This is a genomic window from Alteriqipengyuania abyssalis, from assembly GCF_019857185.1.
Taxonomy (GTDB): domain Bacteria; phylum Pseudomonadota; class Alphaproteobacteria; order Sphingomonadales; family Sphingomonadaceae; genus Alteriqipengyuania; species Alteriqipengyuania abyssalis.
Genome location: NZ_JAHWXP010000001.1, coordinates 953,304 through 965,865 on the forward strand (window position 1 = coordinate 953,304; position 12,562 = coordinate 965,865).

General features: G+C 64.9%; 13 protein-coding genes. 7 read left to right on the plus strand and 6 right to left on the minus strand.

Translation table 11 applies throughout. The features are described 5' to 3' along the window. Positions 1-4: 4 nt before the first annotated feature. Positions 5-1,117, minus strand: a complete 1,113-nt coding sequence (folP, locus tag KYN89_RS04790; RefSeq protein ID WP_222824021.1) for a dihydropteroate synthase — start codon at positions 1,115-1,117, stop codon at positions 5-7. Between the two features lie 257 nt (positions 1,118-1,374). Between folP and KYN89_RS04795 the strand changes: the two genes are divergently transcribed. Next, complete coding sequence (locus KYN89_RS04795; protein ID WP_222824022.1) at positions 1,375-2,682, plus strand: ParB N-terminal domain-containing protein; 1,308 nt, start codon at positions 1,375-1,377, stop codon at positions 2,680-2,682. A gap of 43 nt (positions 2,683-2,725) precedes the next feature. Here the strand turns inward: KYN89_RS04795 and KYN89_RS04800 are convergent, their stop codons facing one another. From KYN89_RS04800 to rnhB, 4 genes are all read right to left on the minus strand, one after another. Continuing rightward, positions 2,726-3,880, minus strand: coding sequence for a site-specific DNA-methyltransferase (locus tag KYN89_RS04800; RefSeq protein WP_283248503.1), 1,155 nt, complete (start codon positions 3,878-3,880; stop codon positions 2,726-2,728). 162 nt (positions 3,881-4,042) lie between these two features. Further along, complete coding sequence (locus tag KYN89_RS04805) at positions 4,043-4,969, minus strand: calcium/sodium antiporter (protein ID WP_222824023.1); 927 nt, start codon at positions 4,967-4,969, stop codon at positions 4,043-4,045. 81 nt (positions 4,970-5,050) lie between these two features. Then, positions 5,051-5,959 (minus strand): oxidoreductase, encoded by a 909-nt coding sequence (locus KYN89_RS04810; RefSeq protein ID WP_222824024.1) that lies wholly within the window; start codon positions 5,957-5,959, stop codon positions 5,051-5,053. Further along, on the minus strand, positions 5,956-6,594 hold the full coding sequence (rnhB, locus tag KYN89_RS04815) for a ribonuclease HII (RefSeq protein WP_222824025.1): 639 nt from the start codon (positions 6,592-6,594) through the stop codon (positions 5,956-5,958). The genes KYN89_RS04810 and rnhB overlap by 4 nt, the downstream gene beginning before the upstream one ends. Between rnhB and KYN89_RS04820 the strand changes: the two genes are divergently transcribed. Both KYN89_RS04820 and KYN89_RS04825 read left to right on the plus strand, forming a co-directional pair. After that, the gene (locus tag KYN89_RS04820; protein WP_222824026.1) at positions 6,593-7,792 is read left to right on the plus strand and encodes a PQQ-dependent sugar dehydrogenase; all 1,200 of its coding nucleotides are present in this window, start codon (positions 6,593-6,595) and stop codon (positions 7,790-7,792) included. The two genes, rnhB and KYN89_RS04820, sit on opposite strands and share 2 nt — an antisense overlap. A gap of 54 nt (positions 7,793-7,846) precedes the next feature. After that, positions 7,847-8,368 (plus strand): GNAT family N-acetyltransferase, encoded by a 522-nt coding sequence (locus KYN89_RS04825; RefSeq protein ID WP_222824027.1) that lies wholly within the window; start codon positions 7,847-7,849, stop codon positions 8,366-8,368. Between the two features lie 4 nt (positions 8,369-8,372). On the opposite strand, the gene KYN89_RS04830 is transcribed toward KYN89_RS04825, so the two are convergent. Then, positions 8,373-9,176, minus strand: coding sequence for a DUF4253 domain-containing protein (locus KYN89_RS04830; RefSeq protein ID WP_248285034.1), 804 nt, complete (start codon positions 9,174-9,176; stop codon positions 8,373-8,375). 110 nt (positions 9,177-9,286) lie between these two features. Between KYN89_RS04830 and KYN89_RS04835 the strand changes: the two genes are divergently transcribed. The 4 genes from KYN89_RS04835 (at position 9,287) to KYN89_RS04850 (ending at position 12,427) form a co-directional block, all read left to right on the plus strand. Next, a complete protein-coding gene (locus tag KYN89_RS04835) occupies positions 9,287-9,844 on the plus strand; it encodes a DUF1285 domain-containing protein (protein ID WP_222824029.1) in 558 nt (185 codons plus the stop codon). Beyond that, a complete protein-coding gene (locus KYN89_RS04840; protein WP_222824030.1) occupies positions 9,841-10,455 on the plus strand; it encodes a CoA pyrophosphatase in 615 nt (204 codons plus the stop codon). The genes KYN89_RS04835 and KYN89_RS04840 overlap by 4 nt, the downstream gene beginning before the upstream one ends. Further along, positions 10,448-11,632: a CCA tRNA nucleotidyltransferase gene (locus KYN89_RS04845; RefSeq protein ID WP_222824031.1), complete on the plus strand. Its 1,185-nt coding sequence runs from the start codon at positions 10,448-10,450 to the stop codon at positions 11,630-11,632. Before KYN89_RS04840 ends, KYN89_RS04845 begins: the two co-directional genes overlap by 8 nt. A gap of 255 nt (positions 11,633-11,887) precedes the next feature. Beyond that, positions 11,888-12,427, plus strand: a complete 540-nt coding sequence (locus KYN89_RS04850; RefSeq protein WP_222824032.1) for a hypothetical protein — start codon at positions 11,888-11,890, stop codon at positions 12,425-12,427. The last annotated feature ends 135 nt before the right edge of the window (positions 12,428-12,562 follow it).

A 12,562-nucleotide genomic window follows, 5' to 3' on the forward strand; every position in this document is an offset into this window, starting at 1 on the left:
CCGCCTAACTGGGCAGATCGCTGAAATCGGTCAGCGCCGCATCGCGCAGGCCCCGCCACACATCGCGCGCCTGAACCGTCTCCGGCACGTCGTGCACCCGGAGCAGCTGCGCGCCCGCATCCATCGCCGCGAGAGCCAGTGCGATGCTCCCGCCGAGCCGCGCATCCGCCGCCGCCTCCTTGCTCAGCGCGCCGATCATCCGCTTACGGCTCGCGCCGAACAGGATCGGCTGGCCGAGCGCGTGCAACAGCGGCAGCGCATTGATCAGCGCGAGATTGTCGGTCAGCGACTTGCCGAAGCCGAGGCCCGGATCGAGCAGGATTTTCTCCCGCGCGATCCCCGCCGCGACCGCCGCATCACGCCGTTCGCGAAGCGCGTCGAACACGTCGAACACCACGCTCTCGTAGCTCCCACCCTCATGCAGATCATTGCCCGATCCCGGCGCGTGCATCAGCACCACCGGGCAGCCGGTCTTTGCCACCAGCTCCGCAGAGCGCGGGTCGTAGCGCAGCGCTGAGACATCGTTGACGATCCCTGCGCCGGCCTGCAGCGCGGCCTCCATCGTGCCCGCGCGGCGCGTATCGATGCTGACCGCCGCGCCCATGCTGGCGGCGGCTTCGACTGCGGGGACGACGCGGCGGATTTCCTCTTCCTCCCACACGGCCTCCGCCCCGGGCCGCGTGCTCTCGCCGCCGATGTCGATGATGGAGGCCCCCGCCTCGACCATCGCGCCGATCGCCTCGCGCGTGCCCGCCGGATCGTCCACATGCTTGCCCCCGTCGGAGAAGCTGTCGGGCGTGACGTTGAGGATGCCCATCACCTGCGGCTGGTCGAGGCGCACGGTTCGCGCACCCAGCTCCAGCGCCGGATGCGCCATGCGCAGGTTGCCCCACTGCGCCTCGGCCTCGGCGGCGACGCTGTCGGGCAATTCGCCGAGCACCTGCGCGATGGTTTCGGGAGAAGCGCGCCAGCGTTCGACCACTTGGCCATCGCGGCGGTAGATCACTGCAAAACGGCTGGCATAGACGAGCCCCCCGGCGAGGCGGATCGCGTCCCCTTCCTCGCTCTGCGGGCCGGGCGCGAAGCCGATCGGGCGAATGTAGACTGTCTCGCTCATGCGCGCTTACCTAGCCGCTTTGTAGGGGATCTGACACACCTGACACACAGTCTAAGGGCTAAAAAGCGAGGGGCGGGATGAGCGCAAAAACCGACGGGAAAGAGTGGGGCCCTGCGCATGGCGTCCATTCTAGAGCGAGCACATTAAGTAGGACAGTCTCACTGCTTCGCATTCAATCTAGTGCACGACTCCAGATTTCTTGCTGACTTGCGTTTGGATAGACTACACCGGGTTCTGGATGCATGAGGTGGGTGAAAATGTCGTTCAGAAAAATCGAACTCTCGAAGCTCGTAATCAATAGAGCAAATGACCGGCATGGCGAGCTAGAAAACGAAACAGCAGCGATATCTTGGTTATTCTCCAACCGCGAAACGCACATGCGAAATCTGGCCAAGGACATCCTGCAAAGCCGCGGCGTATTCGACCCTCCGCTAGTTTCCCCCAGCGACGACACATATATTGTATACGACGGCAACAGGCGCACCACCTGCCTTAAGTTGATTTCCAATCCGCGCCGAGCTCCAACGGTTGAACTTCAGCAGTTCTTTAAAAAACTCAAAGATGACTGGCCCGGCGCTATTCCAGAAAAGATTGAGTGCCAGATCGAGCGTGATCGTGATCGCATCGATGAAATTCTGTTTCGTCGGCATACCGGCAGCCAAAATGGCGTTGGCCAGAGTATGTGGGACGACCGGATGAAATCAAATTTCGTCACCCGGTCCGGACGCGGCAGCGGAATCAATGTCGCCGACGAGATCGAAAAAAGGCTCAAGGAAGCGAACAAGCTTCCAAGGCGAAAAATCCCGCGCTCAAACTTGAACCGCCTTTTATCAGCTGAGGTGTTCAGGAATCGCATCGGCATTAGCGTGAGTAAGGGGCGCTTCAGTTATGTCCGTAATGCAGATGCTGCCCTTAAAGCGATGGAACGAGTGGCTAAAGATCTAGCCAGCAAGAAAGTCGTTCTCGGTGATATTTGGGATGTCGAGGGGAAAGCAAATTATCTGGACAGTTTGGAGAAGGAAGGCATCCTCCCGACCGCCTCAGATGCGATTGATCGTCCAAGTTTTACTCCTCGCCCCTCACCATCGCCTAAACCGCCCCGGCCCTCACCCGCTTCTCGGCCGCGAAAACGAGAGACTCTAATTCCGCAGATTGACTATGGAATTGCTTGGCCGGGCCGCTTGCAGCGCCACAGAGCAATTTGGGAAGAATTACAGTTCAACCTCATATTAGAAGACCACCCCAATGCCATATCAGCCTTATTCAGGGTGCTACTCGAATTGTCGGTCGAGAACTATATCGATGTAACCAAGCCAACGACGGTGCACGCTAACGACAAACTATCTAAGAAGATGCTCAAGGTAGCAGAAGATTTAAATTCGAGCAGCGTGATTGATGCAAAGTACCTATCCGAGTTAAAAAAGGCTCAGCATGCAGAGGAAATTATCTCTGTGGACACTTTGCATCGCTACGTTCACTCTCCGAATTTCACGCCCTCACCGGATCACCTGCGAGCAATTTGGGACAGTATAGACGAATTCTTGACCCACTGCTTGAAAGCATAGAATCTGAACGAGGAGGTCGCACTTAATCACTAAGCTGCGTACATCAATCCTCCACCGCCAGCAGGTACAGCTGCCGCGCCGCGTCGAGCACCTTCACCGCGCCCTCGTCCTCATAGTGCCAGAAGGTCCAGCCGTTGCAGCTGGGGGCGCCTTGCAGGTCCTTGCCGACCTGGTGGATCGAGCCGGTCATCTTTTCGTGTGCCAGCGACCCATCGGCGCGCACGGTGGCGGTCCAGCGGCGCTGCTTGTCGAACACCTGCGTGCCCGGCTTGACGAAGCCCGCCTCCACCAGCGTGCCGAAGGCGACGCGCGGGGCGCTCTGGCGGCTTTGCATCGTGGTCAGCGCGCTTTCGTCGAGCGGGAGTTCCTTCTCGATCCGCGCGCGTGCGACTGTGCGGTAGCTCTCCTCACGCTCGCAGCCGATCCACTCGCGGCCGAGACGCTTGGCGATCGCGCCGGTGGTGCCGGTGCCGAAGAAGGGGTCGAGCACCACGTCGCCGCGCTCGGTCGTCGCCAGCAGCACGCGGTACAGCAGCGCCTCGGGCTTTTGCGTCGGGTGCGCCTTGTGGCCCGCGTCGTCCTTCAGCCGCTCCCCGCCCGAGCAGATCGGGAAGGTCCAGTCGCTGCGCATCTGGAGTTCGTCGTTGAGCGTTTTCATCGCGCGGTAGTTGAACTGGTAGCGCGCCTTTTCGCCCTGGCTGGCCCAGATCAGCGTCTCGTGCGCATTGGTGAAGCGCGTGCCGCGGAAGTTGGGCATCGGGTTGGTCTTGCGCCACACGATGTCGTTGAGGATCCAGAAGCCCAGATCCTGCAGCGTCGCACCGAGGCGGTAGATATTGTGATAGCTGCCGATCACCCACAGCGCGCCATCGGGCTTCAGAACGCGTCGGCACTCCGTAAGCCAGGCCTTTGAAAAGTCGTCGTAAACCTTGAAGCTGTCGAACTGGTCCCAGTGATCCGTCACGGCATCGACATGGCTGCCGTCGGGCCGGTTGAGATCGCCGCCGAGTTGCAGGTTATACGGCGGATCGGCGAAGACCAGGTCGACGCTGTTGTCCGGCAGGCGGCGCATCGCCTCCACGCAGTCCCCGTCGAGGATCTGGCCCAGCGGCAGATCGAGCTTCGGCGCAGGCGCGACCTGCCTGGCGCGCGGTGCGACGGATTTGGCGCGCGGCCGGGCTTTCGTTTCAACGACCATGGTGCGTGCATCCCCCAAAAACCTGTCGGCCGGGCACCCTGAATGGCCCGGTCGAGTTATCCACAGGGGGACTCGATGAGTCCTCGGCGAGTCCCCGTCAAGTCATTCTTGGTAAATGCTTATGGTTAGGGTCGGGTAAATCCGTTCCAACCCTCTGGAAAATCAGCTGAAAGCGAGCGCGGTATTGGCTGCGAATCCGCCCAGCATCAGGAGGCCGAACAGGCGACCGATACGGTTCATGAAGCGACACATGAGCACCAGCAGCAGCGCCGAGGCGGCGCATATGGGCCAGCCGTACTGAAGCAGCTCGGGCGGGAGAGAGGTGCCAGATACGCTCATCGTCACACCGCCGATCAGCAGCAGGTTGAAGATGTTGGAGCCCAGCACATTGCCCAGCGCCAGCTCCGCATGCCCGCGAAACGCGGCGACGGCGGAGGCGGCCAACTCTGGCAGCGAAGTGCCGACCGCGACGATCGTCAGCCCGATCACCGCCTGGCTGACGCCAAGGTCGCTCGCAATATCGATCGCGCCGGTCACCAGCCAGCGTCCGCCGAGCACCAGTGCAGCAACGCCCAGTGCAAAGAACAGCAGCGAGAGCGCGAAGTTGGAGGGGGCAGCGGTCTCCTCCGCCTCGGCCTCTGCCTGGGCGGGAGGATGGCGGTAGCGCCACACGATATAGATCACCAGCGCGGCCAGCAGGCCGACACCGATGAAGGGCGATCCGATCCTGAGCCAGGCGATCCCCCACACGATCAGCGTCAGCAGCAGCGCGACCACGGAATCGCGCCGCCCCACGCCCGCGAGGACGATCGGCGCGACCAGTGCGGCACCGCCCAGGATCAGCAGCGAATTGGCGATGTTGGAGCCGACGATATTGCCCCACGCGATCTCCGGCGAACCGCTCAGCACGGCCTGCACGCTGGCGACCATTTCGGGCATCGAGGTCGCCGCGCCGACGATCACCAGTCCGGTGAACAAGGTGGAGACGCCCAGTTTGTTGGCGATGCCCACCGCGCCGCGGACCAGCAGTTCGCCTCCCCCGGCAAGCGCGACGAGGCCGATGGCGATGAGGATCAGTGAACCGGTCATATGCGGCCGTCTGATAGCATGCCGCTCACGCCCGCATAGGGAAAACGCGCGAGGCGTGGCGGTTTTCTGGGCAAAATCTGCTCAGGTTGCGGGCTGGAGCTGCGGGTCGACCCCGGTCATGTCCTTGGAGATTTCCCACAGTCGCGTCGCCAGCAGCGGGTCGCGCGCGGTCGCGGTCGCCACGGCCCTGCCCGAGGTCGCGCCTCTCGCCTCCATGAAGCCGTAGGGGCCGTAGTATTCGCCGCCCTGCGCGGCCGGGTCGGTCGCCGCCTGAAGCGCGGGCAGCGCGCCCTGCTTGGCGGTGTTGAGCAGCGGCGCGGCGACCGGCATCACCAGCTTCGCCCAGCCGACCTGCCGGGTCAGCTCGGTCTTCGCGACGCCGGGGTGGCAGGCAATGCTGGCGATGGGCGAGCCCGCGGCGCGCAGCCGCCGATCCAGCTCGATCGCGAACATCAGGTTGGCAAGCTTGCTCTGGCCGTAGAATTTCTGGAGCGCGTAGCCCCGCTCCCCGGCAAGGTTCTCGAAATCGATCGAGGCCGGGCGGTGCGCGATGCTCGACTGCACCACCACGCGCGGGTTCTTGCCCTTGGCGAGCGCGGGCAGCAGCAGGCTGGTGAGCGCAAAGTGGCCCAGATGGTTGACCGCGAAGTGCATCTCCGCCCCGCCTGTGCCGATGGCATGGGGCACCCACATGATCCCGGCATTGTTGATCAGCAGGTCGAGACTTTCGATGCTGTCGGCAGCGGCGCGGACCGATGCCATGTCCGCCAGATCGAGCTCGACGATCTCGATCTCAGCACCCGGTGCCAGCTTCAGCAGGTCCTGCCGCGCACTCTCCGCCCTGTCGCGGTTGCGGCAGCCCAGCAGCACCTTCGCGCCGTTCTTCGCCAGCATTTCCGCGATATGGAACCCGATGCCCGTATTCGCGCCGGTGACCAGCGCGGTGCGCCCGGTCTGGTCCGGAATATCGTCGAAGGTGAAACCGCTCATGCAAACATCTCCTGCTGGGAGACCGGTGCGAAGCTGCGGCGGTGCAGCGCGCATGGTCCATGCTCCCTCAATGCACTGAGATGCTCTGCGGTCCCATATCCCTTGTTCCGCTCCCACCCGTAATGCGGATGCTCGCGCGCGGCGGCGATCATGAGGCGGTCGCGCCATTCCTTGGCGACGATGCTGGCGGCGGAAATCGCAGGCTCCTTCGCATCCCCGCCCACGATCGCGCGCGCGGGCCAGCACCAGCCCTCGCACCGGCCCGACGGGGTCAGGTTGCCGTCGACCAGCACCATATCGGGCGCACGGCCCATCGCCTGCGCCACCCGCTCCACCGCCAGCGTCATCGCCAGCATGGTCGCGCCGAAGATGTTGAGCCGGTCGATCTCCGCAGGCTCGATCACCGCCACACCCCATGCGCAGCGCCGCCTGACCTGCTCGTCCAGCGCGGAACGCTTGGGTGCGCCAAGCTTTTTGGAATCGTCGAGCCCTGCCGGGCGCGGCTTGCACAAAGCGACCGCAGAGGCCACCACCGGGCCCGCGAGCGGACCCCGCCCAGCCTCGTCCACCCCGACGACGAGCGCACCGGGCGGGCATGACGCCACAAAATCGGGAAGAGGGTTTTCTGCGAACATGACCAAGAACAAATTTCTGAGCGCCGCGCTTGCTACCAGTGCAGGCCTTGCCATCTCAAGCTGCGGCAATGCCAATACCGGGGAGAATGCGGCTGCGTCCGCCTCCTCCAGCCCCGAAGCCAGCCAGCCGAGCGAGACCGTCGGCCCCTTCGCGGTGCGTGATCTGGGCCGCTTCGACGAGCCATGGGCCGCCGCTTTCGTGCCTGGCACCGGCATCATGGTGATTACCGAGAAGGCAGGAACGCTGGAGGGCTACGATACCGAGTCCGGCGAGCGGTGGGAAATCGCGGGCGCACCGACGGTCGATTACGGCGGCCAGGGCGGGCTTGGCGATGTCGCCTTCCTCGACAGCGAAAGCGCGGATAGGCTGGGCACCCGCACGATCTACCTCAGCTGGGCCGAGGCGGGCGATGGCGACACGCGCGGCGCGGTGGTCGGTCGCGGTCAGCTGGTGTGCGAAACGCGCGCCGATTGCGCGGTGCAGGATCTCAACGTGATCTGGCGCCAGACCCCCAAGGTGACCGGCCGCGGACACTATTCGCACCGCATCGCCTTCAGCCCCGACGGCAAATACCTGTTCGTCTCCAGCGGCGAACGGCAGAAGCAGGACCCGGCGCAGGATACCTCCAACACGCTGGGGACGGTCGTGCGCCTCAATCTCGATGGCACGGCGGCGGCGGGCAATCCGCTGGCGGACAAGGGTTCGCCCAGCGACCAGATCTGGAGCTGGGGCCATCGAAACCTGCTCGGCCTGCAATTCGACAGCGCCGGGCGTTTGTGGGATCTGGAACATGGCCCCGCAGGTGGCGACGAGCTCAATCTGGTGGAGCGCGGCAACAACTACGGATGGCCCGTGCGCTCCAACGGGGACAACTACAACGGCTCGCCGATCCCCAACCACAGCGCGGACGACGGCTTCACCAAGCCCGCGATCTACTGGACCCCCGTTATCGCGCCGGGCGATTTCCTGTTCTATTCGGGCGACATGTTCGCCGACTGGCAGGGCGATGCGCTGATTGCGAACCTGAAGGAACAGAACATCGTGCGCGTGCGGATGGATGGCACCAAGGCGACCGAAGCGGCGCGCTACGATCTGGGGGCACGCCTGCGGGAGATCGTCGAGGGTCCCGATGGTGCGCTCTACATCTTCGAGGATGGCGAGAACGCGCGCCTGCGCAAGCTGACGCCGGCGGGCTAAGCTGGCACTCGACAGGATCGACAGCGGGCGCGCTTGGTACTAACCGGCGCGCCCATGCCCATGATCGTACCCATCGACGCGGTTCCGGCCGCCCTGCACGAAGAACTGCTCGACGCGGTGTTCGGCGACGACCGGACCACGCGCACCGCCTATCGCATCCGCGAGGGGTTGCAGCATCTGGAAGGGCTCAGCTTCGCCGCGCTCGACGACGAGGAGTTTCTCGCCGGGACGATTGAGCTGTGGCCGGTCTCGCTGACCGATCCCGACGGACGGCAATATCCGCTGCTGATGGTCGGCCCGGTGGCGGTCGCGCCCAGCCGCCAGAACGAAGGCTATGGTCGCGCGCTGATGGCCGCCGCGCTGGGCGCGGTCGAGGGGCCTGCGACAGCCGAGAATCCGGCCTTGCCGCAGGTGCTGATCGGCGACCCCGAATATTACGACAAGTGGGATTTCACCGCCGCACCGACCGGCGAATGGGACACCCCCGGCCCGGTCGAACGCCACCGCCTGCTGGTGCGCTGCGCCAACCCCGCCGTGCTGCCGAAGCGCGGAATGCTGGGGCCGTGGCGGAGCTAGTCGCTCAATCCCACCAGAAGTACCACCAGTCGCTCTCCATCAAACCCGCAGCCAGCGGTTCGAGCGTTTCGGTGCCCTGAAGCACAATATCGCTGCAATACAGATATTGCTCCTGCGCCAGGGCCAGAGCCTCTCCGCGACTGGCGGGCCTGCGGGTCACCCGCATTCCGATGACATCGCCGCTCATTCCGACGACCTGCGCCCCGTATTCCGCATGCCATTTGCGGTGGACGGCAACATGCACTTCCGGCGGCGGGCAGGCATTCCAGTTACCCCAGCGCAGATAGGCAGCCGCGTCGGCCGAATCTTCGGTTGGCAGAACGCAGAGATGAACCTTGTCCAGATACGCGCCCGTCAGGATATCCTTGTCGACCGACAGCCCCATCGATCCGATCTCGTGCGGCTGAGGCCACTCGCCCTTTTCCAGTTCGAACGGATCCTCGCCATATTCGTGATCGAACAGGCGCTGCAATTCCGCGCCGACCTCGATCCGCTCCGCAGCCGTCAGGATTTCCTGTGGCGTTCGTGGCGCAGGGAAAGGCGGCAGGTCCGGGTTGGTCGGCATGGGAAAGACCGACCGATCGTCTATGCTATACTGCTCCAGAACGCGCTCCAGCGCTTCGTCGCCGCTTATAATGATCGGCCAGCCGCCGCCCCGTCGCGACAGCTTCTGCCACTCCGCAAGAGCCCTTTGCCCCGGCACCGTGGCGATCGGATACGGAAATGCCGCGCGCATACGTTCGAGCATCTCGTCCTGCGGCCCGCCAGCAGCCGCGCCCGCGACCGAATGGCGCGCAAGCCCGAGCATCGCCGCCAATCTGGCCAAAACGCCCAACGCCCCTCTCCTGTCCATCGCAATTCCCCGACAATCGCGCATCGAATATTGCACAGCTCGGGGTGCTGCGCCATCTGGCAAGAATGCCCTACGAGCCCCCTCCCCATCTCGCCTCGCTGACCCTTTCGCAAATCGCGGAGCAGGTGGAGGCGCGCAAGCTGCCGCCGGTCGAAGGATGGGCGCCGAAGCAGGAGGGCGATTCAAACATGCGGATCGCCGCCGACGGCACGTGGTTTCACGAGGGTTCGCCGATCAGCCGGCAGGGGATGGTCCGCGCCTTCTCTGGCCTGCTGATCCGCGACCAAAACGGCGCGCATTTTCTCGTCACCCCATTTGAGAAGCTCTCGATCGAGGTCGAGGATGCACCCTTCCTCGCCACCGACATGGTTGCTCGCGACGAAAACGGCACACCGGCGCTGGCCTTCCGGCTCAATACGGACGAGCTGGTGATCGCGGGGCCGGATCATCCGATCATCGCGCGCGGCGATGCGGAGACGCCCGCGCTCTACATAGGCGTGCGGCGCGGGCTGGAGGCGCGGCTCAACCGCAGCACCTACCAGCAGCTCGCCGAACATGCCCTGGCAAAGGGCGACGACTGGAGCGTTTCGAGCATGGGCGAGACGTTTCGCCTGAAGCCGTGAACGCCCCCGACGGAAAACTGGTCGATCGCCTGCGGACGATCTTCGATGAGGGTCACGGGGTCGAACTGCCGGATCTGCTGACAGACAAGCAATTCGCCGGACGCGATCCGCGACCCGCCGCAGTGCTCATCCCGGTCACCGATCGCGCAGAACCGGGCGCGATCCTGACCCAGCGCCCGCTCGACATGCGCAGCCACCCCGGCCAGGTCGCCTTCCCCGGCGGCAAGCTGGACGCGGGCGAGGACGCGGTCGAGGCCGCGCTGCGCGAGGCGCACGAGGAACTCGCGCTCGACCCGTCGCTGGTTCGCGTGATCGGCGCGACCGACCGCTATCATACCGGGACCGGGTTCGACGTGACTCCGGTGCTCGGCGTGATCCCGCCCGACCTGCCGCTGGTGCCCAATCCGGGCGAGGTGGAAAGCTGGTTCGAAGTGCCTCTGTCGGTGCTGTTCGACCGGTCCAACTACACCGAGAACAGCACAATGTGGAAAGGGGCGGAGCGCCGCTATTACGAGATGCACTGGGAAGGCTACCGGATCTGGGGCGTGACCGCGGCGATCATCTTCAACCTCTCGCGCCGGCTGGATATTACGGAGAGCTTCGGTGGCTGAGCACCTGCCACAGGCACAATGGACGCAGCGGGCCGATCTCGCCGCGCTGGTCGAGGCGATCGGGCCCGGCAATATCCGCTGGGTCGGCGGCGCGGTGCGCGACACGTTGCTGGGCGCGCCGGTCAAGGATATCGACGCCGCAACTCCGCTGCGCCCCGAACAGGTGGTGGAAGCCTGCAAGGCGGCGGGCATTCGCACCGTGCCCACCGGCATCGATCACGGCACGATCACCGTGCTGACCGATGGCGGCCCGGTCGAGGTGACCACTTTGCGCGAGGATGTCTCGACCGATGGCCGCCGCGCCACGGTGGCCTTCGCGAGCGACTGGCGCGAGGATGCCGCGCGGCGCGACTTCACAATCAACGCGCTCTATGCCGATCCGGCGACGCTGGAACTGTTCGATTATTTCGGCGGGCTGCAAGATCTGGAGGCGCGGCGGGTGCGCTTCATCGGCGATGCGCGCCAGCGGATCCGTGAGGATCACCTGCGGATCCTGCGTTATTACCGCTTCCAGGCGCGCTTCGGCGCGGCGCTGGACGCAGAGGCAGAGGAAGCCTGCGCCGAACTCGCGCCGATGCTTAAGGGCCTCAGCCGCGAACGCGTCGCGATGGAGCTGACCGCGATCCTCGCCCTGCCCGATCCCGCGCCGACGATCGCCCGGATGCACGAGCATGGCGTGCTGCCGGTGATCCTGCCCGAAGCGGGTGAAGACCAGATCGCCGCGCTCGAACAGCTGGTCGCGACCGAAGCCGCCTGTGAGGCTTCGCCCGACCTGATCGTGCGGCTCTCCGCCCTGTTGCCGGCGGACGGGAGCATTGCCGAAACGGTCGCCGCGCGGCTGCGCCTCTCGCGTAAGCACCGCGATCTGCTGGTGTGCCTCGCGGCGCGTGAGGCGAGCGATGCGGAGGCCCCCAAGGCGCTTGCCTATACGCATGGCAGCGCCTGCGCGGCGGGCCGCCTGCTGCTTGGCGGCAGCGATCCCCGCGTGATCGCCGGGTGGGAAATTCCGCAACTGCCGCTCAAGGGCGGCGAGATCGTCGCGCGCGGGCTGAGCGGAGCCGACGTGTCCAAAACCCTGCGCGCGGTCGAGGCGCGATGGGTCGCCGAGGAATTTCCCGACCGCGCCCGGGTGCTCGCGCTGCTGGACGAGCTTTTGCAAAGCCGAACAAGCTCTTAAGCTTGCCTTCAGGCGCAACTATCTAATACTATTCCCGACGCAGCAAGACGGCGCGTCGGTGTCTATCAGCCCCGCCCCGGTTGACATCATTTAGCCGCATTTACATACCGACCCACCTCGGAAGTGGCCCTTTTGGGGCCTTTTGTCGCCATCTGGCGGGAGCATCTGCCGGGATCAGCCGTTTCAGTGGGGCAAGTCCCCACCCCGCGGGCCGTCGTTTCGGCGATCGACCCGCGCCACAAGGAGAGTAAGATTATGAAGTTCAAGACCGCATTCGCAGCCGCCGCCGCGCTCACGCTGGCCACCGCCGCCAACGCCCAGGTGGGCCCCGAAGTCGGCGCGACCGTCTACGGCCCCGAAGGCAACACGGTCGGCACCATCGAAGCGATGCAGGATGGCGTCGTGGTCGTGAACACCGGCACCTACACCGCTCCCGTCCCCGCCAACGCGTTCGGCGAAGGCCCCGAAGGCCCGATCGTGTCGGTCACCAAGGACCAGCTCAACGCGATGATGGCCGAGCAGGAAAAGCAGATGATCGCCGCGCGTGACGCCGCGCTGATCGAAAACGCCACCGTGCTGACCGCCGATGGCGTCGAAATCGGCACCGTCACCTCGATCGACGGCGACAATGCCATCGTGACGCTGGAAGACGGCCCCGTCAGCCTGATGCGCGACCAGTTCGCCACCAACGAAACCGGCGCGTTGATCGTGCTGGCGACCAAGGATCAGCTGATGGCCGCGCTCAACGGCGGGAGCGTCGAAGGCGGCGAAGCGATGGAAGCCGACGCCGAGTAAGCGTCAGCCACAAGTTTCCCTCGGGGCCACCATCTCGAGGGTCGCAAGAGGCGGGTCGTGTGCCGAAAGGCGCGCGGCCCGCCTTTGGTTTGGGGAGAACCCGGACTTTGGCAGGCGCACCATTCGCGCGCCCGC